Origin of the sequence: Amycolatopsis roodepoortensis (assembly GCF_024628825.1) — a bacterium.
In the GTDB taxonomy this organism is placed as follows: Bacteria; Actinomycetota; Actinomycetes; order Mycobacteriales; family Pseudonocardiaceae; genus Amycolatopsis; species Amycolatopsis roodepoortensis.
The window spans coordinates 1,863,033-1,884,076 of sequence record NZ_CP102415.1 but is presented as its reverse complement, the minus strand read 5'-3'; the positions used below and the strand labels follow the sequence as shown (position 1 = coordinate 1,884,076).

Annotated in this window: 27 protein-coding genes; 18 read left to right on the top strand and 9 right to left on the bottom strand. The window is 69.8% G+C overall.

Annotation, left to right across the window (positions count from 1 at the left end; all coding sequences use genetic code 11):
- Positions 1-8: 8 nt before the first annotated feature.
- Complete coding sequence (locus NQK81_RS08560; protein WP_126731684.1) at positions 9-674, bottom strand: TetR/AcrR family transcriptional regulator; 666 nt, start codon at positions 672-674, stop codon at positions 9-11.
- 17 nt (positions 675-691) lie between these two features.
- Positions 692-1,114, bottom strand: a complete 423-nt coding sequence (locus NQK81_RS08555) for a hypothetical protein (RefSeq protein WP_126731685.1) — start codon at positions 1,112-1,114, stop codon at positions 692-694.
- A gap of 139 nt (positions 1,115-1,253) precedes the next feature.
- Here NQK81_RS08555 and NQK81_RS08550 point away from each other — a divergent pair, with 139 nt between their 5' ends.
- The gene (locus tag NQK81_RS08550; protein ID WP_257487762.1) at positions 1,254-2,453 is read left to right on the top strand and encodes an endonuclease/exonuclease/phosphatase family protein; all 1,200 of its coding nucleotides are present in this window, start codon (positions 1,254-1,256) and stop codon (positions 2,451-2,453) included.
- Between the two features lie 3 nt (positions 2,454-2,456).
- On the opposite strand, the gene NQK81_RS08545 is transcribed toward NQK81_RS08550, so the two are convergent.
- Positions 2,457-3,086: a maleylpyruvate isomerase family mycothiol-dependent enzyme gene (locus NQK81_RS08545; RefSeq protein WP_257487761.1), complete on the bottom strand. Its 630-nt coding sequence runs from the start codon at positions 3,084-3,086 to the stop codon at positions 2,457-2,459.
- A gap of 178 nt (positions 3,087-3,264) precedes the next feature.
- Between NQK81_RS08545 and NQK81_RS08540 the strand changes: the two genes are divergently transcribed.
- Positions 3,265-4,206: a D-2-hydroxyacid dehydrogenase family protein gene (locus NQK81_RS08540; protein WP_257487760.1), complete on the top strand. Its 942-nt coding sequence runs from the start codon at positions 3,265-3,267 to the stop codon at positions 4,204-4,206.
- A 115-nt stretch (positions 4,207-4,321) separates the two neighbouring features.
- On the opposite strand, the gene NQK81_RS08535 is transcribed toward NQK81_RS08540, so the two are convergent.
- The 4 genes from NQK81_RS08535 to NQK81_RS08520 all read right to left on the bottom strand — a co-directional run bounded on the left by NQK81_RS08535 (position 4,322) and on the right by NQK81_RS08520 (position 7,722).
- Positions 4,322-5,137 carry a serine hydrolase domain-containing protein gene (locus NQK81_RS08535; RefSeq protein WP_257487759.1) on the bottom strand — a complete coding sequence of 272 codons (816 nt, stop codon included), beginning with the start codon at positions 5,135-5,137 and terminating at the stop codon, positions 4,322-4,324.
- A 235-nt stretch (positions 5,138-5,372) separates the two neighbouring features.
- Positions 5,373-5,639, bottom strand: coding sequence for an HPr family phosphocarrier protein (locus NQK81_RS08530; RefSeq protein WP_034318300.1), 267 nt, complete (start codon positions 5,637-5,639; stop codon positions 5,373-5,375).
- 41 nt (positions 5,640-5,680) lie between these two features.
- Entirely contained in the window at positions 5,681-6,937 is a 1,257-nt protein-coding gene (locus tag NQK81_RS08525) for a PTS transporter subunit EIIC (RefSeq protein WP_257487758.1), read from the bottom strand.
- Positions 6,934-7,722, bottom strand: coding sequence for a GntR family transcriptional regulator (locus NQK81_RS08520; RefSeq protein ID WP_034318372.1), 789 nt, complete (start codon positions 7,720-7,722; stop codon positions 6,934-6,936). The genes NQK81_RS08525 and NQK81_RS08520 overlap by 4 nt, the downstream gene beginning before the upstream one ends.
- Before the next feature lie 233 nt (positions 7,723-7,955).
- Here NQK81_RS08520 and NQK81_RS08515 point away from each other — a divergent pair, with 233 nt between their 5' ends.
- Both NQK81_RS08515 and NQK81_RS08510 read left to right on the top strand, forming a co-directional pair.
- Positions 7,956-8,192 carry a PTS sugar transporter subunit IIB gene (locus NQK81_RS08515; RefSeq protein WP_038515619.1) on the top strand — a complete coding sequence of 79 codons (237 nt, stop codon included), beginning with the start codon at positions 7,956-7,958 and terminating at the stop codon, positions 8,190-8,192.
- Positions 8,189-8,644 carry a PTS sugar transporter subunit IIA gene (locus tag NQK81_RS08510; RefSeq protein WP_126731696.1) on the top strand — a complete coding sequence of 152 codons (456 nt, stop codon included), beginning with the start codon at positions 8,189-8,191 and terminating at the stop codon, positions 8,642-8,644. The genes NQK81_RS08515 and NQK81_RS08510 overlap by 4 nt, the downstream gene beginning before the upstream one ends.
- A 66-nt stretch (positions 8,645-8,710) precedes the next feature.
- Here NQK81_RS08510 and NQK81_RS08505 read toward each other — a convergent pair whose 3' ends face one another.
- A complete protein-coding gene (locus NQK81_RS08505) occupies positions 8,711-9,154 on the bottom strand; it encodes a QcrA and Rieske domain-containing protein (RefSeq protein ID WP_126731698.1) in 444 nt (147 codons plus the stop codon).
- Positions 9,155-9,285: 131 nt separating this feature from the next.
- Between NQK81_RS08505 and NQK81_RS08500 the strand changes: the two genes are divergently transcribed.
- The 11 genes from NQK81_RS08500 (at position 9,286) to NQK81_RS08450 (ending at position 18,186) form a co-directional block, all read left to right on the top strand.
- Positions 9,286-9,654 carry a hypothetical protein gene (locus tag NQK81_RS08500; RefSeq protein ID WP_192745280.1) on the top strand — a complete coding sequence of 123 codons (369 nt, stop codon included), beginning with the start codon at positions 9,286-9,288 and terminating at the stop codon, positions 9,652-9,654.
- Positions 9,651-10,163, top strand: a complete 513-nt coding sequence (locus tag NQK81_RS08495; protein ID WP_125675061.1) for a sigma-70 family RNA polymerase sigma factor — start codon at positions 9,651-9,653, stop codon at positions 10,161-10,163. Before NQK81_RS08500 ends, NQK81_RS08495 begins: the two co-directional genes overlap by 4 nt.
- Positions 10,160-10,780 (top strand): anti-sigma factor family protein, encoded by a 621-nt coding sequence (locus NQK81_RS08490; RefSeq protein WP_257487757.1) that lies wholly within the window; start codon positions 10,160-10,162, stop codon positions 10,778-10,780. Before NQK81_RS08495 ends, NQK81_RS08490 begins: the two co-directional genes overlap by 4 nt.
- 605 nt (positions 10,781-11,385) lie before the next feature.
- Positions 11,386-11,997: a prepilin peptidase gene (locus NQK81_RS08485; protein ID WP_257487756.1), complete on the top strand. Its 612-nt coding sequence runs from the start codon at positions 11,386-11,388 to the stop codon at positions 11,995-11,997.
- A gap of 47 nt (positions 11,998-12,044) precedes the next feature.
- Positions 12,045-13,232 (top strand): chorismate synthase, encoded by a 1,188-nt coding sequence (gene aroC / locus NQK81_RS08480; RefSeq protein ID WP_125675055.1) that lies wholly within the window; start codon positions 12,045-12,047, stop codon positions 13,230-13,232.
- Positions 13,229-13,753, top strand: a complete 525-nt coding sequence (locus NQK81_RS08475; RefSeq protein ID WP_257487755.1) for a shikimate kinase — start codon at positions 13,229-13,231, stop codon at positions 13,751-13,753. Before aroC ends, NQK81_RS08475 begins: the two co-directional genes overlap by 4 nt.
- Positions 13,750-14,172 carry a hypothetical protein gene (locus tag NQK81_RS08470; RefSeq protein ID WP_257487754.1) on the top strand — a complete coding sequence of 141 codons (423 nt, stop codon included), beginning with the start codon at positions 13,750-13,752 and terminating at the stop codon, positions 14,170-14,172. Before NQK81_RS08475 ends, NQK81_RS08470 begins: the two co-directional genes overlap by 4 nt.
- Positions 14,173-14,180: 8 nt before the next feature.
- On the top strand, positions 14,181-15,290 hold the full coding sequence (gene aroB / locus NQK81_RS08465; protein ID WP_034311646.1) for a 3-dehydroquinate synthase: 1,110 nt from the start codon (positions 14,181-14,183) through the stop codon (positions 15,288-15,290).
- Entirely contained in the window at positions 15,287-15,718 is a 432-nt protein-coding gene (gene aroQ, locus NQK81_RS08460; protein WP_257487753.1) for a type II 3-dehydroquinate dehydratase, read from the top strand. The genes aroB and aroQ overlap by 4 nt, the downstream gene beginning before the upstream one ends.
- Complete coding sequence (locus NQK81_RS08455) at positions 15,715-16,641, top strand: GNAT family N-acetyltransferase (protein ID WP_257487752.1); 927 nt, start codon at positions 15,715-15,717, stop codon at positions 16,639-16,641. The genes aroQ and NQK81_RS08455 overlap by 4 nt, the downstream gene beginning before the upstream one ends.
- Positions 16,642-16,662: 21 nt before the next feature.
- Positions 16,663-18,186, top strand: a complete 1,524-nt coding sequence (locus NQK81_RS08450; RefSeq protein ID WP_257487751.1) for a glycoside hydrolase family protein — start codon at positions 16,663-16,665, stop codon at positions 18,184-18,186.
- Here NQK81_RS08450 and NQK81_RS08445 read toward each other — a convergent pair.
- Positions 18,141-18,578 carry a B-4DMT family transporter gene (locus NQK81_RS08445; protein ID WP_257487750.1) on the bottom strand — a complete coding sequence of 146 codons (438 nt, stop codon included), beginning with the start codon at positions 18,576-18,578 and terminating at the stop codon, positions 18,141-18,143. The genes NQK81_RS08450 and NQK81_RS08445 overlap by 46 nt on opposite strands.
- Before the next feature lie 292 nt (positions 18,579-18,870).
- Between NQK81_RS08445 and NQK81_RS08440 the strand changes: the two genes are divergently transcribed.
- From NQK81_RS08440 to nusB, 3 genes are read left to right on the top strand one after another with little or no spacing between them, the layout of a single operon-like run.
- Positions 18,871-19,962, top strand: a complete 1,092-nt coding sequence (locus NQK81_RS08440; RefSeq protein ID WP_126731716.1) for a M24 family metallopeptidase — start codon at positions 18,871-18,873, stop codon at positions 19,960-19,962.
- Between the two features lie 38 nt (positions 19,963-20,000).
- The gene (efp, locus tag NQK81_RS08435; protein ID WP_007029629.1) at positions 20,001-20,564 is read left to right on the top strand and encodes an elongation factor P; all 564 of its coding nucleotides are present in this window, start codon (positions 20,001-20,003) and stop codon (positions 20,562-20,564) included.
- Positions 20,564-21,028: a transcription antitermination factor NusB gene (nusB, locus tag NQK81_RS08430; protein ID WP_005152382.1), complete on the top strand. Its 465-nt coding sequence runs from the start codon at positions 20,564-20,566 to the stop codon at positions 21,026-21,028. Before efp ends, nusB begins: the two co-directional genes overlap by 1 nt.
- The last annotated feature ends 16 nt before the right edge of the window (positions 21,029-21,044 follow it).

Here is a 21,044-nt window from a genome sequence, read left to right as displayed (position 1 = left end):
TCTGCCGCTCAGTCGTCGTCCCGCTTCGAGAGGTCCCGGATCAGCGAGACGATCTCCCGGCTCACCGGCCGCAGCACCCGCAGCCGCGAAAGCCCCACCAGCCGCGCGATCAGCGGGACGGTCCGTTCCACCAGGATCCGGCTGCGTTTCTGCCCGGCGGACCGGTCGTGGACCCAGAACAGCACGACCCCCATCTGGTACAGCCACAGCAGATCGGGCAGGTCGTCCCGCAGGTCCGGGTCGAGTTTGACGTCGGAGTCGGCGATGACGTCACGCATCAAGCCGACGGAGGCGTCCCGGGCGGGCGAGGACTCCTCGCTGAACGGGCTCAGGGGGGAGTCCGGGTCGGCGGCGTTGACGAAGAGCTGGGTGCCGAAGCGGTGGTACGGCTCGGCGACGTCGAGCCAGGTGAGCAGGACGGTCCTGAGCCGGGCGCTGAAGTCCCGCTCACCTGCGATCGTCTCGCGCACAGTGGTCAGGTGCGCGTTGGCGATCTCGTCGTAGAAACCTTGGATCAGCTGGTCTTTGGAGGCGAAGTAGTAGTAGGCGTTCCCGACCGACACGCCCGCTTCGGCGGCGATGGCCCGCATGGTCGTGCGGTCGTAGCCGTTCTCGGCGAACAACCGCAACGCGGTCGCCACGATCAGTGACTTGGTTTCCTCACTCTTCGCCACCACTGCACGGTATCCGGTCAGGGCGCGGGGTGTGGAGCGGGCGCCGGGTAGCCGGGGTAGGGCGGCGGCACCGGCGCGGGCCGCGCGGCGGCGTGGTTGAGGTGCTTGCGCCGGATCCCGTTGAACACCAGCACGTTTCCGACGTGCATCACGCCGAGCACGAGCGCCACGGTGCCGACCTTGACCGACAGCATCTCGAAGACGTCGCGCGCGTCGAGGACGGTGTCGTCGCTGGTCAGGAACAGGGTCACGAAACCAAGGCTGACCAGGTAGAAGCCGACGACGAGCAGTTGGTTGACCGAATGCGCCAGCGCTTGTTTGTCCTGGAAGACGTCTTCCAGGAACGTCTTGCCGTGCCTGCTCAGCGTGCGGGCGACCAGCACGGTCAGTGGAACGGCGATGGCCAGGTAGAGCGCGTAGGCCACGACTACGGGTTGCATGGGGACCTCCTTTTGAACGTGTTCAAGAAGAATCGTAGCCCAGATTTTGAACGCGTTCAAGAGACGCTGTTCACCTGGAGCTCACCCGTACGGCCGCGCGGAGTGCGTAAGGTCGCACCGGACTCTGGGAGGTAAGACCGTGAAACGCATCGCCGCCGTGCTCACATCGGGCGCCATGCTGGCCGGGACGCTGCTGGCCGCCACACCGGCGGAAGCCACCGTCGGGCAGAACATCCGCTTCGCGACGTACAACGCTTCGCTCAACCGCGGAGCCGCCGGCCAGCTGGTGACCGATCTGTCGCAGCCGGGCAACGCGCAGGCGAACGAGGTCGCCGAGGTGATCCAGCGCAACCGGCCCGACGTGCTGCTGATCAACGAGTTCGACTACGTGCCCGGCAACCGCGCCGCGGACCTGTTCCGCGAGAACTACCTGAAGCGCGGCCAGAACGGCGCGGCGCCGATCGACTATCCGTACGCCTTCACCGCGCCGTCGAACACCGGTGTCGCGACCGGTTTCGACCTCGACCGCAACGGCCAGGTCGGCGGCGGCAACGACGCGCACGGTTTCGGCCTCTTCGAGGGCCAGTACGGCATGCTCGTGCTGTCGAAGTACCCGATCGACGCCAAGAACGCGCGGACCTTCCAGAAGTTCCTCTGGAAGGACATGCCGGGCGCGCTGCTCCCGGACGACCCGGCCACCGCGGCGCCGAACGACTGGTACTCGCCGCAGGTGCTCGACGTGCTGCGCCTGTCGTCGAAGTCCCATTGGGACGTTCCGATCCGCGTCGGCCGCTCGACCGTGCACTTCCTGGCCTCGCATCCGACGCCGCCCACCTTCGACGGCCCCGAGGACCGCAACGGCACCCGCAACCACGACGAGATCCGCTTCTGGGCGGACTACGTGACCCCGGGCAAGGGGCGCTACATCCGCGACGACAGCGGCCGCCGCGGCGGGCTGGGCGCGCACGAGAAGTTCGTCATCGCAGGCGACCAGAACTCCGACCCGCTCGACGGCGACAGCGTTCCCGGCGCCATCTCGCGCCTGCTGAACGCCCCGCGCGTCATCGAAACGCGGCCGGGCAGCGAAGGAGGCGTGCGGGCCGCGCAGGACCAGGCCGGCGCCAACATCGGCCAGAAGGGCGACCCGTACTTCGACACCGGTGACTTCAACGACAACGCGCCCGGGAACCTGCGGATCGACTACGTCCTTCCGTCGAAGGGCCTGTTCCCCTGGCGCGCCGAGGTCTTCTGGCCGCTGCCCGATTCACCGCTGGCCCGGCTCAACGACGCTTCGGACCACCACCTGGTGCGCGTCGACGTGTTCGTCCCGCGCTGGTAGCCCTCAGCGGGCGCCGAGCAGCGCGGCGCCCGGGCCGGTGAGCGTGGCCAGCCCGGCGCCGCGCCCGCTCACCGCCAGGAGCAGGTCGGCGAGCGGGCCCCGGACCTCTGCGGTGCCCGCTCCGCCGGACCATTCGGCGTCGGTGGCGATCAGCTTGAGGTCCTTGCAGCGCTTCTTGGCGCCCCAGAACGGGCTGACCAGCAGGTGCTCCAGAGCCGCGATCGCCGGCTTCTCCGGCATCGGACGGTCGATGCCGAGCGGGCGGGCGACGTCCTGGCCGTGGATGAGGATGTCGGCGAGCTCGTCGACGGGTTTGGCGCCGGGCGGGCGGCGCGCCGATCCGGCGTCCTCGCGGATCTGGGCGACGAGTTCGGCCGGGGAGTACCGCGCGGCGTAGGCGATGGCCTGATCGGTGTTCATCCGGTCCCAGTTACCTCTGGCCTTCACGATGCCGACGAGGGTGTCCTTGAGCCGGTTCCTGGTGGTCTGCGCGAGGTGGCCCGCCATCGCGTGGACCGTCCACTCCGTACACAGGGTCTTCGCCGACCAGTCCCGCTCGGCGAGACCCTCCAGCAGATCCGCGAAGCTCAGCCGTTCGGTCTCGGTCCAGGCCAGGATCTCGCCGTCGTGCATCCCCGCTCCTCGTTCCCGGTCGTGTGGTGGCGCGTTCCCGCCGTTCGTGTTCTTCGAGAGAGCCGAACGCGCGGATCAGGTACGCCTGAGTCGACAACCCGCGGCGGTAGGTGCGGAACTCCAGGGTCACGCCGGCCTCCCCAGGCATGGCTTCGGCGCCGACTCTAGCCTGGGGAGCATGAAGATCGCGATTCTCGACGACTACCAGGAAGTGGCGCTCGGTTTCGGGGACTGGGGTTCTCTCGGCGCCGACATCGAGGTGTTCACGAAGCCGTTCGCGGATCCCGCCGACGTGGTGGGCCGCCTCCGGGATTTCGACGTCGTGGTCGCGATGCGCGAGCGCACCCGCTTCCCCGCCGAGGTCCTCGACCGGCTGCCCGCGCTCAAGCTGCTGGTGAGCACCGGCCACCGCAACGCCGCGATCGACGTGGCCGCCGCCCGGCGCAACGGGGTGGTCGTCTGTTCCACCGGGTACATCGCGGCCCCGGCGGCCGAGCACACCTGGGCGCTGATCCTCGCCGCCGCGCGGAACGTGCCGGTGGAGTCACGGAACATGCGCGAGGGTGGCTGGCAGACCACCGTCGGCACGATCCTGTCCGGCAAGACCCTCGGGCTGCTCGGGCTCGGCAGGCTCGGCGCCGGCGCGGCCAAGATCGGCCAGGCGTTCGGTATGGAGACCATCGCCTGGAGCCAGAACCTGACCCAGGAGAAGGCCGATCCCCACGGGGTGACGGCGGTGTCGAAGGACGAACTGTTCACCCGCGCGGACGTGCTGTCGATCCACCTGGTGCTCAGCCGCCGCAGCCGAGGGCTGGTCGGCGTGCCCGAACTCACCGCGATGAAACCGACGGCGATGCTGGTCAACACCTCGCGCGGACCGATCGTGGACGAGGCCGCACTGGTGGACGCCTTGCGCCGCAAGGAGATCGCGGTCGCCGCGCTGGACGTGTACGACGTCGAGCCGCTGCCCGCGGAGCATCCGCTGCGGACGCTGGACAACGTCGTGCTCACCCCGCACATCGGCTACGTCACCCGGGAGGCCTACGAGATCTTCTACCGCGACGCGGTCGAGGACATCGCGGCCTTCCAGGCGGGTTCGCCCATCCGCGTCATGGAGTGAGATCGCGCGTGGCGGGGTGTCGCGAAAGCCACTTTCGGGACATCAGGCGTCGCGAAAGTGGCTTTCGCGACATGGGCGGCGGGGCGGGCGAATTCGCGGTAAGCCGAATCGCCGCTCACGACCCCAGCTCGGCCAGCACGGCGTCGGTGTAGGGCGGCCACACCTCGGCCGCCCACGGGCCGAAGGCGCGGTCGGTGAGCGCGACGCAGGCGGCGCCGGCGTCGGGATCGACCCAGAGGAACGTGCCGGACTGCCCGAAGTGGCCGAAGGTCCGCGGCGAGCTCGACGAACCGGTCCAATGTGGACTCTTCTCGCCGCGGATCTCGAAGCCGAGGCCCCAGTCGTTCGGCTTCTGGTGGCCGAAGCCGGGCAGGACACCGGAGAGGCCGGGGAAGGCCACGGAGGTCGCCTCGCGCACCGTCTCGGCGGCGATGAGCTTCGGTGCCTGCAGTTCGGCGGCGAACGCGACCAGGTCGTCCACAGTGGACTCCGCACCCGAAGCGGGGGAGCCGGTCAGCTTGGTCGCCTTCATGCCCAGCGGCTGGAAAAGCGCTTCGGCCTGGTAGTCGGCGAAGGGGATGCCGGAGTGCTCGGTGAGCGCGTCGGCGAGCTGCTCGAAGCCGGCGTTGGAGTACAGGCGCCGGTTGCCCGGCGCGGCCATCGGCTTGTGCTCGTTGAAGGCGAGGCCCGAGGTGTGCGCGAGCAGATGCCGGATCGTGGAGCCCTCCGGCCCGGCGGGGGTGTCGAGTTCGACGACACCCTCTTCGATGGCGATCAACGCGGCGTAGGCGGTGAGCGGCTTGGTCACCGACGCGAGCCGGTACACCTTCGTCGTGTCGCCGTGCGTGCCCAGCACGTCACCGGCGGCGGTCACCACGGCCGTGGCGGCGTTGTCCACCGGCCACTGTTCGATCCTGCGCACGCTTTCCATGCCCCACACCCTACGAAGCCCGGGCCGGTCGGGGCGGCCCGGGCTTCGCAGAGGTCGGGATCAGGAGCTGGAGATCCACCACTCAGGCGACCGTACGCGTGGACCCGCCCCGGCCGAAGGCCCCGCTGTCGCGGTGGCAGGGCGCCTCGTCCACATCCGTGACGTGGATGATCAGGTGGCGCCCTGCCGACGTCGATCGCGGTCGCGGGTTCACCACGGACGGCGGAGGTCGGGATCAGGCGTCGAGGTCGGTCGCCACCAGCTCGGCGATGGCGTCGACGGCCGCCTCGGCCCCCTCGCCCTCGGCACTGATGATGACCTCGTCGCCGAAACCGGCGGCGAGCGTCATCAGGTTCAGCACGCTGCCGGCCGCGACCGGGTCACCGCCCGCCTTGGCGATGTGCACCGCGACGGGCTGCGCCGCGGCCGCCTTGGCGACCGTCGCCGCGGGCCTGGCGTGCAGGCCCACCTTGCTGGCCACGGTGACGCGTTTCTCCGGCATGTTCTTTTCCCTTTCGTGCCTTCGGTTCTGCTGAGCTGAAACTACTTGACGGGCTTCGCCGCGGTGGCTTCGAGATCGGCCTCGATCGCGTCGTCCTCGCGACCCGGGGTCCGCAGGTTCCACTTCTTGATCACGAAACGGAAGATCACGTAGTAGATGACCGCGTAGGCGAGACCGATCGGGATGAGCAGCCAGACGTTGCCGCTCGCCGCCGGGAGACCGCTGTTGAGCGCGAAGTCGATCGCACCGGCGGAGAAGCCGAACCCGAGGTGGATGTCGAGCGCGTTCACCAGTGCCATCGACGTACCGGTCAGTACCGCGTGGATCAGGTACAGCGGCCACGCGACGAACATGAACGAGAACTCGATGGGCTCGGTGATACCGGTCAGGAACGAGGTCAGCGCGCCGGCGATCATCACGCCGCCAACGATCTTCTTCTGGCTGGGCTTCGCGCTCTGCCAGATCGCCAGCGCCGCGGCGGGGATGGCGAACATGAAGATCGGGAAGAACCCGGTCATGAAGGCGCCGCGGGTGGGGTCGCCGTTGAAGAACTCGGTCAGGTCGCCGCCGTCGAAGATGAACCACACCGGCACGTTCAGCAGCTGGTGCAGACCGACCGGGATCAGCAGGCGGTTCAGCACACCGTAGATACCGCCACCGACGACCGGGGCGCCGGTGACCGCCTCGCCCGCGGCCTGGATGCCTTCGTTGACCCAGTGGAAGACCAGGCCGAAGGGCACCGCGAGGAGCATCAGCGTCACGGCGGTGATGATCGGCACGAACCGGCGGCCACCGAAGAAGGCCAGGTACGGCGGCAGCTTGATGCGGTAGAACTTCTGCCACAGCAAGGCGGTGACGAGGCCGACGATCACACCGGCCAGCACACTGTAGGACCACTTCATCGGGTTGAGCATCAGGCCGGCGGGCTTCTCGGGGTTCCAGCCCGGCAGCTCGGAGAACGGCGTGAACACCTGGAGGACGCTGGTGAACACGAAGAAGCCGACCACGGCGGCCAGCGCGGTCGCGCCGTCGCTCTTGCGGGCGAAGCCGACGGCGATACCCACCGCGAACAGGAGCGGCAGCCAGTTGAACAGCGAGTTGCCTGCCGCGCCGAGGACTTCGGCGACCTTGTCCCAGCCGAGGCCGTCCTTGCCGAGCAGGTCGGGCTGACCGAACCTGTTCAGGAGCGCGGCGGCGGGCAGGGCGGCGATGGGGAGCATGAGGCTGCGGCCGAAGCGCTGAAGCCCGGCCAGTCCCTTGCCCTTGCCCTTCGCCCCCTCCGCGGTGGTGGAGCTCATCGGGTACCTCCGTAGTGAGGATGATGACCGGAATCCGGGGTGTTCCGGTCCAGCTGCATGGTGACCTGGTAGTGATCGCCCCGGTACCAGGAAGTCATGTCTTCGATCGGTTCCCCGTTGACGCTGGAGACCCGGCGGAAGACAAGGAGCGGACTGCCGGCGCGCATGCCGAGCAGGCGTGCCGTTTCGCGGTCCGCGGATTCGGCCCAGACCGTCTGCCACGCGTGGTCCGGGCGCAGGTCGTACGACTGGGCGAGTTGGACGTACAACGATCGGGTGAGATCGAGGTCGAGCAGACCGGGCATCCGGCCCGCGTGATACCAGCCGCGTTCGACCGCAAGCGGCACCCCGTCGGCCCGGCGAAGCCGGACGATGCGGTGCGCCGGGGTCCCCGCGGCCAGGCCGAGCGCATGCGCCGAGGGAGCGGGAGGGACCTCGGTGGAGGTCTTGACGACCTCCGTGGTCGGGGTCATCCCGCGACGGCGCATGTCCTCGGTGAAGGACATCAGGTAGAGCTGCAGTTCCATCCGCCTCGCGGCGGTGAACGTCCCCTTGCCGCGCACGCGTGACAAGAGCCCTTCTTCGACCAGCTTGCCGATCGCCGAGCGGACCGTGAGCCTCGACACCTGGTAGGTCTCGGCGAGGTCACGTTCCGAGGGGATCGGCGAGCCGGGGGGTAGCTCACGCTCCACCGTGCGGCGCAGAATCTCCCGCAGCTGGGCGTGCTTGGGCGTCGGTCCGTTGATCACACGGTCGGACGGCGGCAGCTGCGCCGAAGCGCTCATGACGGTCACCGTCCTTTCGGGCCGGTCGGTTGGGGAACCCGTACTCGCATCTGGTCCGGAAGATTGGTACGTTCCGGTCTAGACCAATGATCCGATGGGGCAGGATGCTCCGTCGCACGAGCGGGTGTCAACCACCGTTACGCGTTCGTGGCCAGGGATCACGTGCGAGTCGGCGAACGGCGTAGTACAGCTGGTTCGCATGTGGGAAACCGACAGGGAACAGGGAGACCGCGATGGCGGATGACAGGGCGGAAAAGATCCTCGCGGGGCTCGGCGGTGCCGAGAACGTCATCGAGGTCGAGGGGTGCATCACCCGGCTCCGCTGTGAGCTCGAAGACATGAGCCTGCTCGACGAGGCGGCGCTGAAGGCCGCCGGCGCGATGGGCGTCGTGCGCATGGGGGCCGGTGTCCAGGTCATCGTGGGCCCCGAGGCCGACAACATCGCCAGTGAGATCGAGGATCTGCTGTGAGTCTCGAAATCCTCAGCCCGGTGAGCGGTAAGACGACCGCCATGACCGAAGTGCCCGACCCGGTCTTCGCGCAGGCGATGGTCGGCCCCGGCATCGCGGTCCTGCCCTCGGGCGGACGCCAGGACGCGGTCGCCCCGGTGGACGGGACGGTCGTGACCCTGCACCCGCACGCGTTCGTGGTGGCCACCGAGGACGGTCGCGGTGTGCTGGTCCACCTGGGGATCGACACGGTGAAGCAGAAGGGCGAGGGGTTCACCCTCCACGTCGTCAAGGGCGAGGCCGTCCGTGCCGGGCAGCCGGTGGTCGGCTGGGACCCCGACGCGGTCAAGGCCGCGGGCTACTCGCCGATCGTGCCCGTGGTGGCGCTCGACGCGAAGGCGGAAGTCCTTTCCGGACTGCTCAGCGGCGGAGACGTCGAGGCGGGCGACCCGATTTTCACCTGGGACAGCTGAAAGCTTTGCCGAAAGGGTCCCTTCAGGACAGTAATTACTGTCCTGAAGGGACCCTTTCCGCGTTTCTCAGGCCGTGACGACCTGTCCGTTCGTGACCTTGACCGCGATCGAGGGCAGCGGCTGGTCCGCCGGTCCCTTTTTGACCGCGCCGGTCGCGGCGTCGAAGATCGAGTTGTGGCAGGGACATTTCAGCTCCGCGCCCTCGGGCACGACCGCGCACCCCTGGTGCGTGCAGATCGCGCTGAACGCGGCCGCCGTGCCTTCGGCGGTCCTGGTGACGATGACGTCCTTGCCGTCGGCGGTCTTGGCGGCCTTCGACTTCCCGACCTCGATGTCGGAGAGCGCGGTCAGGGTCTCGCCCGGCGCGGCGGCGGGCGGAGCGGCGGTCGAGCCGGGGGGAGTGTTGCTGTCGCTTCCGCAGGCCGTGAGGGCCACGGCCCCGACGGCCGCGCCGGCGACGGCGGCCCCGGTGGTCAGGACTGTGCGGCGGGAGTGGAGTTCGGCAGTCATGCCCATACACACGGTCCAGGCGGCCATCCGGTTCAATTTCGGCGCCCATCGGGTGCCGGATTGAACCGAGAGGCCGCTTTTTCCGTGTTCAAGGGCATAGGGGAACCGAACACGCGGAAAGAGATACGGACATGATCCGGTGGTTGTTGCGGGCGGTGGTGGCGGCGGGCCTGCTCGGCTCGGCATGGGTGCATTACGTCGTATGGCAGGACTGGGCGTCGGAAACGGACGTGGTCGGCCCGCTCTTCCTGGTGAACGTGGTGGCGGGCGTGGTCATCGCGGTCGCCGTCCTGGTCTGGCACCACTGGCTGCCCGCGCTCGCGGCGATCGGCTTCGGCTTGGCGACGCTGGGCGCGTACGTGCTCTCGCTGACCACAGGGTTCTTCGGCGTCACGGAGCGCTTCACGACCCAGGCCGAGCTGTGGGGCCTGATCACCGAAGTGGCTTGCGTGGTGTTCGCGCTCCCGCTGCTCCTGAACCGGGAAAGCACGGATCGGTGAAGGAATTCGCGGAGGACCGGCTGATGCGGGCTTTGCACGACGAGCACGCGGCGGCACTCTGGTCCTACGCGCTGCACCTCACCAGCGGCGACCGGGTCCGCGCGGAGGACGTCGTCCAGGAGACGCTGCTGCGTGCCTGGCGCAACGCCAAGGTGCTGGACCAGTCCGAAGGGTCGGCGCGGGGCTGGCTGTTCACCGTGGCGAGACGGATCGCCATCGACGACTGGCGCGCCTCCGAGGCCCACCCCGAGGTGGTGACCGGCCAGCCGCCCGAAACGGCGGTCACCGACGGCACCGAACGGGCCGTCCAGGGCTGGCTGGTCGCCGAAGCCCTCGGCGAGCTGTCGCCGAGACATCGGGACGTCCTCGTCCTGTGCTATTTCCAGGGTTACTCCGTCGCCGACGCCGCGAAACGGCTGGGTGTGGCCGAAGGGACGATCAAGTCGCGGACGCACTACGCGTTGCGGGCGCTGCGACTGATATTGGAGGAAAGAGGGGTGACTCAATGACCGACCCCTTCGCCACCTACGACGCGGCCTACGTGCTCGGGGCGTTGTCCCCGGAAGACCGGTCCGCCTACGAGAAGCACTTGCGCGTCTGTGATCGGTGCGCGGAATCCGTGCGTGACCTGGCCGGGATCCCCGGACTGCTCGCCCAGGCCGGTGCCCCGGCGCTGCAGGAGGAGCCCTCGCCGGAACTGTTGCCGACCGTGCTCAAACGGGTCCGCCGGGGAAGGCGGATCCAGCGGGCGATCACCACCACCACGGCCGGGGCGGCCGTCGCCGCCTGCGTGGCGCTCGCGGTCGTCCTGACCGGGCCGGTCGCTGCGGCGGGCGACCCGATGACCCCGCTCGGCGACTACCCGGTGACCGCCGAAGTCGCCATGTCGGCCACGGAGACCGGCACGAAGGTCGACATGACCTGCAGTTACGGCGGCAACCGTGCCGGGGACTACATCCTGGTCGCCGTCGGCGCCGACGGCGGCACCAGCGAGCTGGCGTCCTGGCGCGCGATGCCGAAGGACACCGCGCACATCGTGGTCGGTACCGCGATGCGCACCGGGGACATCAAGGCGCTGGAGATCCGCACGCCCTCGGGTCTCCCGCTGCTGCGGATGAACCCCTGATCCCGGTGTCATGACAGGTCTTCGGTGCCGGACGCGGTGCGGATTGGGGTGAGTTTCGGGCGCGATGTCTGGTGTCGCGAAAGCCACTTTCGGGACGTCAGACGTCCCGAAAGTGGCTTTCGCGACGTGCCTGGGCGCTTGGGACTCACCGAAGCCATATCGGTGGCGTAGCGAAGGCCTCCTTCGCGACCTTCCCGCCTGCGTGGACGTTGCGAAAGCCACTTTCGCAACCTTCAACGTTGCGAAAGTGGCTTTCGCAACGTGCCATCTTTGCCTTACCCCTCAAGGGAAGCCTTGATCCTTAAGGCGCAGCCTCCCGCGGGGGTTGAAGGGCCTTTCCCCGCATCTCATGCGACGAAAGCTCCCTTCGCCGCGTGAGACGCGCGGTGAAAGCTCCCTTCGCTGGATGAGACGCGGTGAAAAGGCGCCTTCAGCCCGCCGCCGTGCACCCGGCTCCCGTCGGCTCCCCACCGCTGCCCGCCCGTGCGTGAACGGTCCATTCACGACTTCCGCACCCCCGCCCGACCTGCCGAAAACCCATGAAAGTCCCTGTCACGAAAAGAAATCCTTGCCGCACCGAGCGCCACCGGCGCACTCTTGATCTTGTGTTCACGCCGATCGCCTTCGCGGTGGCGGGCGCCGGATCGGCGCTCGCCGCGCGCTCCTGCCTGCGCCGGGCGGGAGCGCCGGTCACGGCGTGGGCGGCGGCCATCACAGCGGCGGCGCTCGTCGCGGTCTGGCTCAGGCACCAGTCCGGAGCCTGGCCGTCGTGGTGGCTCGCGGTCCCGGCCGTGCTGACCGTCTTCGCCGTCCCGCTGGCGCTCGCCGACCTGAAGTATCGCCGCCTGCCCGACATCTTGACCTTGCCCGCGTACCCGGCACTCGCCGCGGCCCTCGCGATCGCCGCGCACGGGGGAGGAGCGGCCATCGCGTGGCGGGCCGTGCTCGGTGCGCTGGTCTTCGGCGGGGCGCACGCACTCGTCCACGCGTTGTCGCCGCGTTCGCTCGGCGCCGGGGACGTGAAGCTGGCGGGCAGCCTGGGAGCGGTCCTCGCCGCGACGGGCTGGCCGTCGGTCGTGCTCGGCGCCGTCGCCGCGGCGCTACTGAGCGTGGCGCTCGCGGTGGGCGGGCCCCGGCATCCGACGGTGCCGCACGGGCCAGGGCTCCTGGTCGCGGCGTGGGCGCTCGCCGTCTTCGCCGGACCCGGTCCGGGATAGCCCGGCCTGTACCCGGAGAGAGAGGAGGTTGTGACAGGATCTATCAGGTGTTGCGCTGGATAACCGCAGGGGAATCGCACGGACCCGCCCTCGCCGCCATCCTGGAAGGGATGCCCGCCGGGGTCGAGGTCACCACCGCCGAAGTGGGCGAGCAGCTCGCGCGCCGGCGGCTCGGCTTCGGCCGCAGCCCCCGGATGGGCTTCGAGACCGACCACATCGAGTTCACCGGCGGCGTCCGGCACGGGCTCACCCAGGGTGGCCCCGTCGCGGTCCAGATCGAGAACGCCGAGTGGCCCAAGTGGGAGAAGGTCATGTCGGCCGATCCCGTGCCCGCCGAGGAGCTGGAAGGCCTCGCGCGCAACGAGCCGCTGACGCGTCCCCGGCCCGGCCACGCGGATCTGCCCGGGATGCAGAAGTACGGCTTCCCGGAGGCCCGTCCGGTGCTGGAGCGCGCGAGCGCCCGCGAGACGGCGTCCCGCACGGCGCTCGGCACGGTGGCCCGCGCGTACCTCAAGCAGCTGCTCGGGGTCGAGATCCTCAGCCACGTCGTCTCCATCGGCGGCGCGTCGGCGCCCGAGGGCCCGTTGCCGGTGCCCTCGGACCTGCCCGCCATCGACGAGAGCCCGGTCCGCGCCTTCGGCCAGGAGGGGACCGACGCGATGGTCGCCGAGGTCGACGCCGTGCGGAAGGCGGGTGACACCGTCGGCGGCGTGATCGAGGTGATCGCCTACGGCCTGCCGCCGGGCCTCGGCTCGCACGTCCACTGGGACCGCAGGCTCGACGCCCGTCTCGCCGGCGCGCTCATGGGCGTCCAGGCGATGAAGGGTGTGGAGGTCGGCGACGGCTTCACCACGGCCAAGCGCTGGGGCAGCCAGGCCCACGACGAGATCGACCGCGGCACCGGTCCGGTCGGGGTGACCCGCCGGTCCAACCGCGCGGGCGGCCTCGAAGGCGGCATCACCAACGGCGAGCCGCTGCGCGTGCGCGTCGCCATGAAGCCGATCTCGACCGTTCCCAAGGCACTGTCCACTGTGGATGTCACCACCGGCGAACCCGCGGTCGCCATCCACCAGCGTTCCGACGTCTGCGCGGTGCCCCGGGCCGGGGTCGTGCTGGAGTCGGTGGTCGCGCTGGTGCTCGCGGACGCCGCGCTGGAGAAGTTCGGCGGCGACTCGCTGGCCGAGGGCAAGCGCAACGCCGAGGCCTACCTGAAGGCGCTCGAGGAGCGCTGGTGACTCCTCGCGCGGTGATCATCGGGCCGCCGGGCTCGGGCAAGAGCACGGTCGGCCCGGCGCTCGCCGCCCGGCTCGGTCTCGCGTTCCGCGACAGCGACGACGACATCGTCGCGAGCGCGGGCAAGCCCATCACCGACATCTTCGCCGAGGAGGGCGAGCCCGCCTTCCGCGCGCTGGAGGAGGAGATGGTCGCGAAGGCCCTGGCCGAGCACGAAGGCGTCCTCTCGCTGGGCGGGGGAGCGCCGATCACGCCGAGCACCCGGGAACGGCTGGCCGGGCACACCGTGATCTTCCTGAACGTCGGGATGGCCGCGGGCGTCCAGCGCGCCGGGCTCTCGACCGCGCGCCCGCTGCTGGCCGGGGTGAACCCCCGTGCCACGTACAAGGCGCTCCTCGACGCGCGTCTGCCGGTGTACCGCGAGGTGGCCACGTTCGAGATCGAGACCGACCGCCTGACCGCCGACGAGGTCGTCGAGGCCGCCGTCATCGGACTGACCGAGATCAGCAAGGACCGAGCATGAAGCGCACCATCGCCGGCGTACTGCTCGCCGTCGTGGCCCTGACCTTGACCGCGTGCGGCGAGGAGAAGCAGCCAGCGGGAGCCGACGTCGTCCAGACCGGAGCGGCCACCACCGGCGCGCCCGCGTCGGCCGCTCCGGAAGCGGATGTGGCGGCCGACGTCAAGGTCACCAAATGCGACAGCAACAGCTACACCCCGAAGATCACCATCGAGGTCACCAACAGCACCGCGGAAGACGCGCGGTACGCCGTCACCATCGCGATCAAGGACGCCGACGGCAAGGCCTCCGGTGAGGCGCTGTTCGCGAAGAATCGGATGACGCCCGGCCAGACGGTGACCGAAGAGATCCCGGGGGACACCCCGGTCAAGGGCAAGATCACCTGCGAGGTCGCGAGGGCCAAGCGGCTTCCGCCGAAGTGAGGGGAACGATGACCGAGCCGGTCCGCATCACCGTCAACACCGCCAAGCCCTACGACGTCGTCATCGGCCGCGGCCTGCTGGGCGAGCTCACCGAGCAGCTCGCCGACGCCTCCAAGGTCGCGCTGATCCACCCGCCGACGCTGACGACCACCGCCGAGGCCATCCGCGACGAACTGGCCGAGGCCGGGATCGACGCGCACCGCGTCGAGATCCCCGACGCCGAGGACGGCAAGGCGCTCACCGTCGCCAGCTTCTGCTGGGAGGTCCTCGGCCGCATCGGTCTCGACCGCCAGGGCGTGGTCGTCGGGCTCGGCGGCGGCGCCGTGACCGACCTCGCCGGGTTCGTCGCCGCCACCTGGATGCGCGGCGTCCGCCTGGTCAACGTGCCCACCACGCTGCTGGGCATGGTCGACGCCTCCCTCGGCGGCAAGACCGGCATCAACACCGAGGCCGGCAAGAACCTGGTCGGCGTCTTCCACGAGCCGAGCGCGGTCCTCGTCGACCTCGCGACGCTGGAAACGTTGCCCCCCAATGAACTCGTCGCCGGAATGGCCGAGGTGGTCAAGGCCGGTTTCATCGCCGACCCCCGCATCGTCGAGCTCGTCGAGCAGGACCCCGCGGCGGCGCTGGACACCACCGGCGAGGTCCTCGGCGAACTGGTCCGCCGCTCGATCCAGGTCAAGGCCGACGTCGTCGCCGCGGATCTGCGCGAGTCTGATCTGCGCGAGATCCTCAACTACGGCCACACACTCGCCCACGCCATCGAGCGCCGCGAGCGGTACCGGTGGCGCCACGGCGCGGCGGTCAGCGTCGGCCTGGTGTTCGCCGCCGAACTCGCGCGCCTGGCCGGCCGTCTCGACGACGCCACCGCCGAGCGGCACTCGAAGGTGCTCAAGCTGCTGGGCCTGCCGACCACTTACGACCCTGACGCGCTCCCGCAATTGCTGGAGACGATGAAGGGCGACAAGAAGACCCGGTCGGGCGTGCTGCGCTTCGTCGTCCTCGACGGACTGGCGAAACCCGGCAGGCTGGAGGGCCCGGACCCGTCGCTGCTCGCCGCCGCGTACTCGGTGGTGGCCGGTGAAGCCCCCAAGCCCGGTGGGAGCGTGCTGCTGTGAAGGTGCTCGTCCTCAACGGCCCCAACCTCGGCAGGCTCGGCCTGCGTGAGCCCGGGATCTACGGTTCGGCCACGCACGCGGATCTGGTGTCCACCTGCGTCGAAACCGGCAAGGAGCTGGGGATCGACGTCGAGGTCCGGCAGACCGACCACGAGGGCGAGATGGTCGGCTGGCTGCACGAGGCCGCCGACGCGGGGTGGCCGGTGGTGCTCAACGCCGCCGCCTGGACGCACTACTCGATCGCGGTCCGCGACGCCGCCGCCCAGCTCAAGGCGCCGCTGATCGAGCTGCACATCTCCAACGTGCACAAACGTGAGCAGTTCCGGCAGCACAGCGTGCTGTCGGATGTCGCCACCGCCGTGATCGCCGGGCTCGGGGTCGACGGGTACCCGCTGGCCCTGCGCTGGATGGCCGCGAACGCGGCATGAACAACCCTCCCACGCTCGAGACCGCGAGGCTGCGGTTACGCGCGCTGACGGAGGCGGACACCGACGCGATCGTCAAGCTCTTCGCCGATCCGGCGATGAGCGCGCATTTCGCGGTACCGCTCACCGAGCCGGACCGGGTCCGCGAGATGGTCGGCCGCAGGTTGTCCTACGACGGCCCGGCGGGCATGGGGCACTGGGCGATCGAACGCGACGGCGAGGTGATCGGCCTCGCGCATCTGCGGCCCTCGCAGGAGCTGCCCGGCGACGTGCCGGAGATCGGCTATTACCTTTCGCGCGCGCACGGCGGGCAGGGCCTGGCGACCGAGGCCGCGAAGGCCCTGCTGGAGCACGGGCTTGTCGGTCTCGGCCTGTCGTCGGTGTGGGCGCTGGTCGGCGAGTCCAATGTGTCCAGTCAGAACCTGGTGCGGCGCTTGGGTTTTCTCGACGTCGGTGGTGGTGACCACTACGGCAGCGGGCCGCATCGGGTCTTCGTCGCGCTGCCTTCGGACCACGGCCGCGCGCACCACATCGAGCTGTGGGTGCCCGATCTCGGGCGCGCGGAGGAGAGCTGGGGCTGGCTGCTCGGCGAGCTCGGCTGGCGGGAGTTCCAGCGCTGGCCCGCCGGGGTCAGCTGGAAACACGGCGCGACGTATCTGGTCGTCGAGCGTTCTCCCGCGCTCAGCGGGGAGAAGCACGAGCGCACCGCCCCGGGCCTGAACCATCTCGCCTTGCACGTCGAGTCACGCGATCGGGTGGACGAACTGGCCGCGAAGGCGCTCGAACACGGCTGGTCGCCGATGTTCGCGGACAAATATCCGTATGCGGGCGGTGACCATCACTACGCCGCCTACCTCGAAAACGCCGACGGCTTCGAAGTGGAACTGGTCGCTCTCCCGGGTACTGAGGTCACTCGACCGGATTAAGCCTCGCTACACTCGGCCATCATGCGCCTTTTTCGAGGGGGTCGGCGACCCGCCCGTGCCGTCGTGGCCCTTCTCGCGGCCGGCGCGGTCCTCGCGGCGTGCAGCGACGGCACGGTGCAGTCCCAGGCCGACGGCAAGGGCGGCGGGATCGGCGGGGCCCAGCAGGCGCCCAAGGAAAAGCCGCGCCCGATGGACGTCGAGCTCGTGACGAGCGATCCCCGCGCCAGCGGCGGCGTGGTGGCCGCGGGCGATCAGGACGCGGTCTACAACTACAGCCCGACCGTGATGCGGGACGGCGGCAAACTCAAGATGTGGTGGTGCAGCCAGTACGGCAGCGCCCAGCCGCCCGGTGACGACGTCCTCTACGCGCAGTCGCCCTCGCTCGACGGTCCGTTCACCGGCCCGTCCGGTGGTGGCCCGGCGGCGGTGTTCTCGGGCGCGCCCGGCGGTTTCGACGGTATGCACACCTGCGATCCGTCGGTGATCAAGGTCGGCTCGACCTACTACATGTACTACACCGGCGCGGCGGGCGACCACGCGCTCGGCAACTCGATCGGCCTCGCGACCAGCTCCGACGGCCTCACCTGGACGCGGGCGGCCGGCGGGAAGCCGATCATCGGGCCGTCGCACGACGTGCACCGCGACAACGTCTACGGCGCGGGCCAGCCCTCGGCGGTGTACCTCGACGGCTGGTTCTACGTGCTGTTCACCGACACCACGGCGAAGGGCGCCGGATGGAACGGCGCCGGGCAGTTCCTGCTCCGTGCCAGGGACGCGGCGTTCACCCGGAACGTGGAAACGCTGGGGGAGCAGGGCTTCGTCGCCAAACCCGGCACGACCTCGCCGCGCCCCCGTTCGCTGGTCGACGCGTTCAGCACCGACCTGATGTGGGTCGGTTCGCTCGACGCCTTCGTGATCGCGCACGAGACCGAAAAGGGCACCACGCTCACGTTCTGGAACAGGGACTTCACTGCGCAGCCGTACCGGCCAGCGCTCATCCCCGGCGCGTGGAAGGAAGGCCCGGGCCTGGTCCGGCGGCCCGACGGGCACGCGCCGCTCTCCTCGGGCGACGTCTGCGACCGGGTCCCGTTCGACGTCGTCCGCGCCACGGTCATCGGCGGGGCGGCGGCGCCCACCGACCTCAAGCACTTCGGCCTCGACGTCCGCGGTTCGGGGGCGTGCGAGAACGACGCCCGGATCCGGACCGCGTTCGAAGGCGTCGCGATGCCGTCGCCGCAGCGGACCATCGACCTGGTGGCCGGCGGCACCCTGGTGCGGGTCGACCGGCGCTCGGTGGCGGCGGCGCTCGCGGGCGAGGTGCTGAACCAGCGGCTCACGGCCGTCGACAACCTCCCGCGGACGGCGCGGTTGAGCGCCGGGGCGAGGATGGTGCACGCACCGGGCCGAGGGTTCGGCGTGGTGCTCGACGGCAAGCTCTTCGCGCTGCCGGACGGCAGGACGGCGGTGCTGAACGACTCGGCCGTCGAGACGATCGCCGATCAGGCCTGGGACGGTTTCCCGGCAGGTTTCTCGCTCGCGGGCTGATCGGCCTTGGTGATGCGGCCGCCGACGAACAGGCCGAGCCCGGCCGGGATGAGCACCAGCAGGGCAGAGAAGGCGGCGCCGCCGGTGAGCGCGCCGCCGAGTTCCGAGACGCCGGTCTGATCGACGAACACCGCGCGGCCGATCACGTACAGCACGCCCGACACCGGGCCGGCGATCAGCGCCGCGATGAACCAGTTCTTGCCGCGTTCGGGTTTGCCCTGCCAGGCGTCCACGGCACCCCAGCCCGCGGCCGCGCCGACCAGGACGGCGAGGGTGAGGGCGGTGACGAGGGTCTTGTCGGTGGGGTTGAAGACCTCGTACTTGGCCAGCACGGTGACGGCCGCGCCGTGCAGCAGCGCCATCACGAGTCCACGAGTCAGCCACGGTGCCATTGGGTGAGTTTAACTCGCCAGTAGCGACCAGTGGGCTCACCACCGGTGGTGGGCGGCCATCCCTCCGTGAAGGCCTCCTTGCCTACCCTGAAGTAGTGAAGGAGGCCTTCACGGAATCGGGGACCGCCACATTCGCCCCAGGTACACCAGTAGCCACGATGGATGCGCGTGAAGGACCCCTTCCCTCGGCTCAGCCGCGTGAAGGGGGCCTTCACGCGACCGCACGCCACAGTGAACGCAGGCAGCAGGCGAAACGCGTACTGGGAGCGGTCCACCCCCTAAACTCCATCACGTGCGTGAATACTTCTCTCGCCGCCGCGCGGCGCTGCGTTCCCTGCTGGCCGACTCCGGGGTGGACGCGCTGCTGGTCACGGACCTGCTCAACATCAGGTACCTGACCGGCTTCACCGGGTCCAACGCCGCTCTCCTCGTCCACGGGAGCGGCGACGACAAGACGATCTTCTGCACCGACGGGCGCTACACGGTCCAGTCGGCGACGGAGGTGCCCGACCTCGAACGAGTGCTGGATCGCGCGAGCGCGGCGAAGCTCGCCGACCTGGCGGCCGAGAAGAAGTTCGGCAAGACCGGGTTCGAGAGCCAGCACGTCAGCGTCGAGCAGCACGAAGACCTCAAGGTCCGCTTCGACCGCGTCGAGCTGGTCCGGACGCCCGGGCTCGTCGAGCAGCTGCGGCTGGTCAAGGACGAGCAGGAGATCGAGGCGCTGCGCCAGGCGTGCGCGGCGGCCGACCGGGCGCTGGAGGACCTGGTGTCCGCCGGCGGGCTCCGGCCGGGCCGCACCGAGCTGGACGTCGCCCGCGATCTCGAGAACCGCATGCTCGGCCACGGCTCGACCGGCCCTTCGTTCGACACGATCGTCGCGGCGGGCGCCAACTCCGCGATCCCGCACCACCGGCCCACCCCGGCCGTGCTCGCGACCGGCGATTTCGTCAAGATCGACTTCGGTGCCACGGTCGACGGCTACCACTCCGACATGACCCGCACGTTCGTCCTCGGCAAGCCGGCGGCCTGGCAGGAGGAGATCTACGAGCTGGTCCAGCGCGCGCAGGCGGCGGGCTGTGACGCCGTCCTCCCCGGCGCCGAAGTGTCCGAAGTGGACAAGGCGGCCCGCGGCGTGATCGTCGGCGCGGGGCGCGGCGAGGAGTTCGGCCACGGTCTCGGCCACGGCGTCGGGCTGCAGGTGCACGAGGCGCCCAGCCTGGCCGCGACCGGCGTCGGTACACTGTCCGCCGGTATGGCCGTCACCGTCGAACCTGGTGTGTATCTGCCCGGACGCGGAGGCGTGCGCATCGAGGACACGCTGGTCGTGCGGGAAGGTACGCCCGAACTCCTCACGCTGAGCACCAAGGAACTCGTGGTCGTCTGACGGCGGCCCGGAAGATCGACACAGGAGACTGCACACTCGTGGCCACCACCAACGACCTGAAGAACGGGCTCGTCCTCAACCTCGACGGCCAGCTCTGGACCGTCACCGCGTTCCAGCACGTCAAGCCGGGCAAGGGCGGCGCGTTCGTCCGCACGACGCTCAAGCACGTGCTGACCGGCAAGGTCGTCGACAAGACCTTCAACGCGGGCACGAAGGTCGATACGGCCACCGTCGACCGCCGCAACATGACCTACCTGTACAAGGAGGGTCAGGACTTCGTGTTCATGGACGCGGAGACCTACGACCAGATCACCGTGCTGGCCGAGACCGTCGGCGACAACGCGAACTACCTCCTCGAGAACACCGAGGTCCAGGTCGCGGTGCACGAGGGTGTCCCGCTGTACATCGAGCTGCCCACCTCGGTCGAGCTCGTCGTCCAGCACACCGATCCCGGCCTGCAGGGCGACCGCTCCACCGGTGGCACCAAGCCCGCCACCCTGGAGACCGGCGCCGAGATCCAGGTGCCGCTGTTCCTCACCACGGGCGAGAAGATCAAGGTCGACACCCGTGACGGCCGCTACCTGGGCCGCGTCTCCAGCTGATGGCCGGTTCAGACAAGTCCGGCAAGTCCCCGAACCGCGGCGGGCCGATCAGCCGTCGTCAGGCCCGCAAGCGCGCGGTCGAGATGATGTACGAAGCCGCCCAGCGCGGTGCCGACGCGGTGACGCTGCTGGCGGACCGGGTCGGTTCGGTCGAGGTCGACCCGATCGCGGACTACACGATCTCGCTGGTCGAGGGCGTCACCGGCCGCAAGACCCAGATCGACGAGCTGCTCTCCGAGCACGCTCAGGGCTGGACGCTGGACCGGATGCCGCCGGTGGACCTGGCGGTGCTCCGCGTCGGCGTCTACGAGCTGCTGTGGGCCGAAGACGTGCCGGACCCGGTCGCCATCGACGAGGCCGTCGGGCTGGCGAAGGAGCTGTCGACCGACGACTCGCCGCGCTTCGTGAACGGCGTGCTCGGCCGGATCGGCACGATCGCCGACAGGCTCCGCGCGGTCCTGTAGGAAGACGTACTACAAC

Excerpts from the sequence above, each read along its gene's own strand:
- NQK81_RS08555 (WP_126731685.1), bottom strand. The coding sequence starts at position 1,114 with ATGCAACCCGTAGTCGTGGCCTACGCGCTCTACCTGGCCATCGCCGTT.
- NQK81_RS08545 (WP_257487761.1), bottom strand. The coding sequence starts at position 3,086 with ATGCACGACGGCGAGATCCTGGCCTGGACCGAGACCGAACGGCTGAGC.
- NQK81_RS08540 (WP_257487760.1), top strand. The coding sequence starts at position 3,265 with ATGAAGATCGCGATTCTCGACGACTACCAGGAAGTGGCGCTCGGTTTC.
- NQK81_RS08535 (WP_257487759.1), bottom strand. The coding sequence starts at position 5,137 with ATGGAAAGCGTGCGCAGGATCGAACAGTGGCCGGTGGACAACGCCGCC.
- NQK81_RS08530 (WP_034318300.1), bottom strand. The coding sequence starts at position 5,639 with ATGCCGGAGAAACGCGTCACCGTGGCCAGCAAGGTGGGCCTGCACGCC.
- NQK81_RS08525 (WP_257487758.1), bottom strand. The coding sequence starts at position 6,937 with ATGAGCTCCACCACCGCGGAGGGGGCGAAGGGCAAGGGCAAGGGACTG.
- NQK81_RS08520 (WP_034318372.1), bottom strand. The coding sequence starts at position 7,722 with ATGAGCGCTTCGGCGCAGCTGCCGCCGTCCGACCGTGTGATCAACGGA.
- NQK81_RS08515 (WP_038515619.1), top strand. The coding sequence starts at position 7,956 with ATGGCGGATGACAGGGCGGAAAAGATCCTCGCGGGGCTCGGCGGTGCC.
- NQK81_RS08505 (WP_126731698.1), bottom strand. The coding sequence starts at position 9,154 with ATGACTGCCGAACTCCACTCCCGCCGCACAGTCCTGACCACCGGGGCC.
- NQK81_RS08500 (WP_192745280.1), top strand. The coding sequence starts at position 9,286 with ATGATCCGGTGGTTGTTGCGGGCGGTGGTGGCGGCGGGCCTGCTCGGC.
- NQK81_RS08490 (WP_257487757.1), top strand. The coding sequence starts at position 10,160 with ATGACCGACCCCTTCGCCACCTACGACGCGGCCTACGTGCTCGGGGCG.
- NQK81_RS08470 (WP_257487754.1), top strand. The coding sequence starts at position 13,750 with ATGAAGCGCACCATCGCCGGCGTACTGCTCGCCGTCGTGGCCCTGACC.
- aroB (WP_034311646.1), top strand. The coding sequence starts at position 14,181 with ATGACCGAGCCGGTCCGCATCACCGTCAACACCGCCAAGCCCTACGAC.
- NQK81_RS08455 (WP_257487752.1), top strand. The coding sequence starts at position 15,715 with ATGAACAACCCTCCCACGCTCGAGACCGCGAGGCTGCGGTTACGCGCG.
- NQK81_RS08450 (WP_257487751.1), top strand. The coding sequence starts at position 16,663 with ATGCGCCTTTTTCGAGGGGGTCGGCGACCCGCCCGTGCCGTCGTGGCC.
- NQK81_RS08445 (WP_257487750.1), bottom strand. The coding sequence starts at position 18,578 with ATGGCACCGTGGCTGACTCGTGGACTCGTGATGGCGCTGCTGCACGGC.
- nusB (WP_005152382.1), top strand. The coding sequence starts at position 20,564 with ATGGCCGGTTCAGACAAGTCCGGCAAGTCCCCGAACCGCGGCGGGCCG.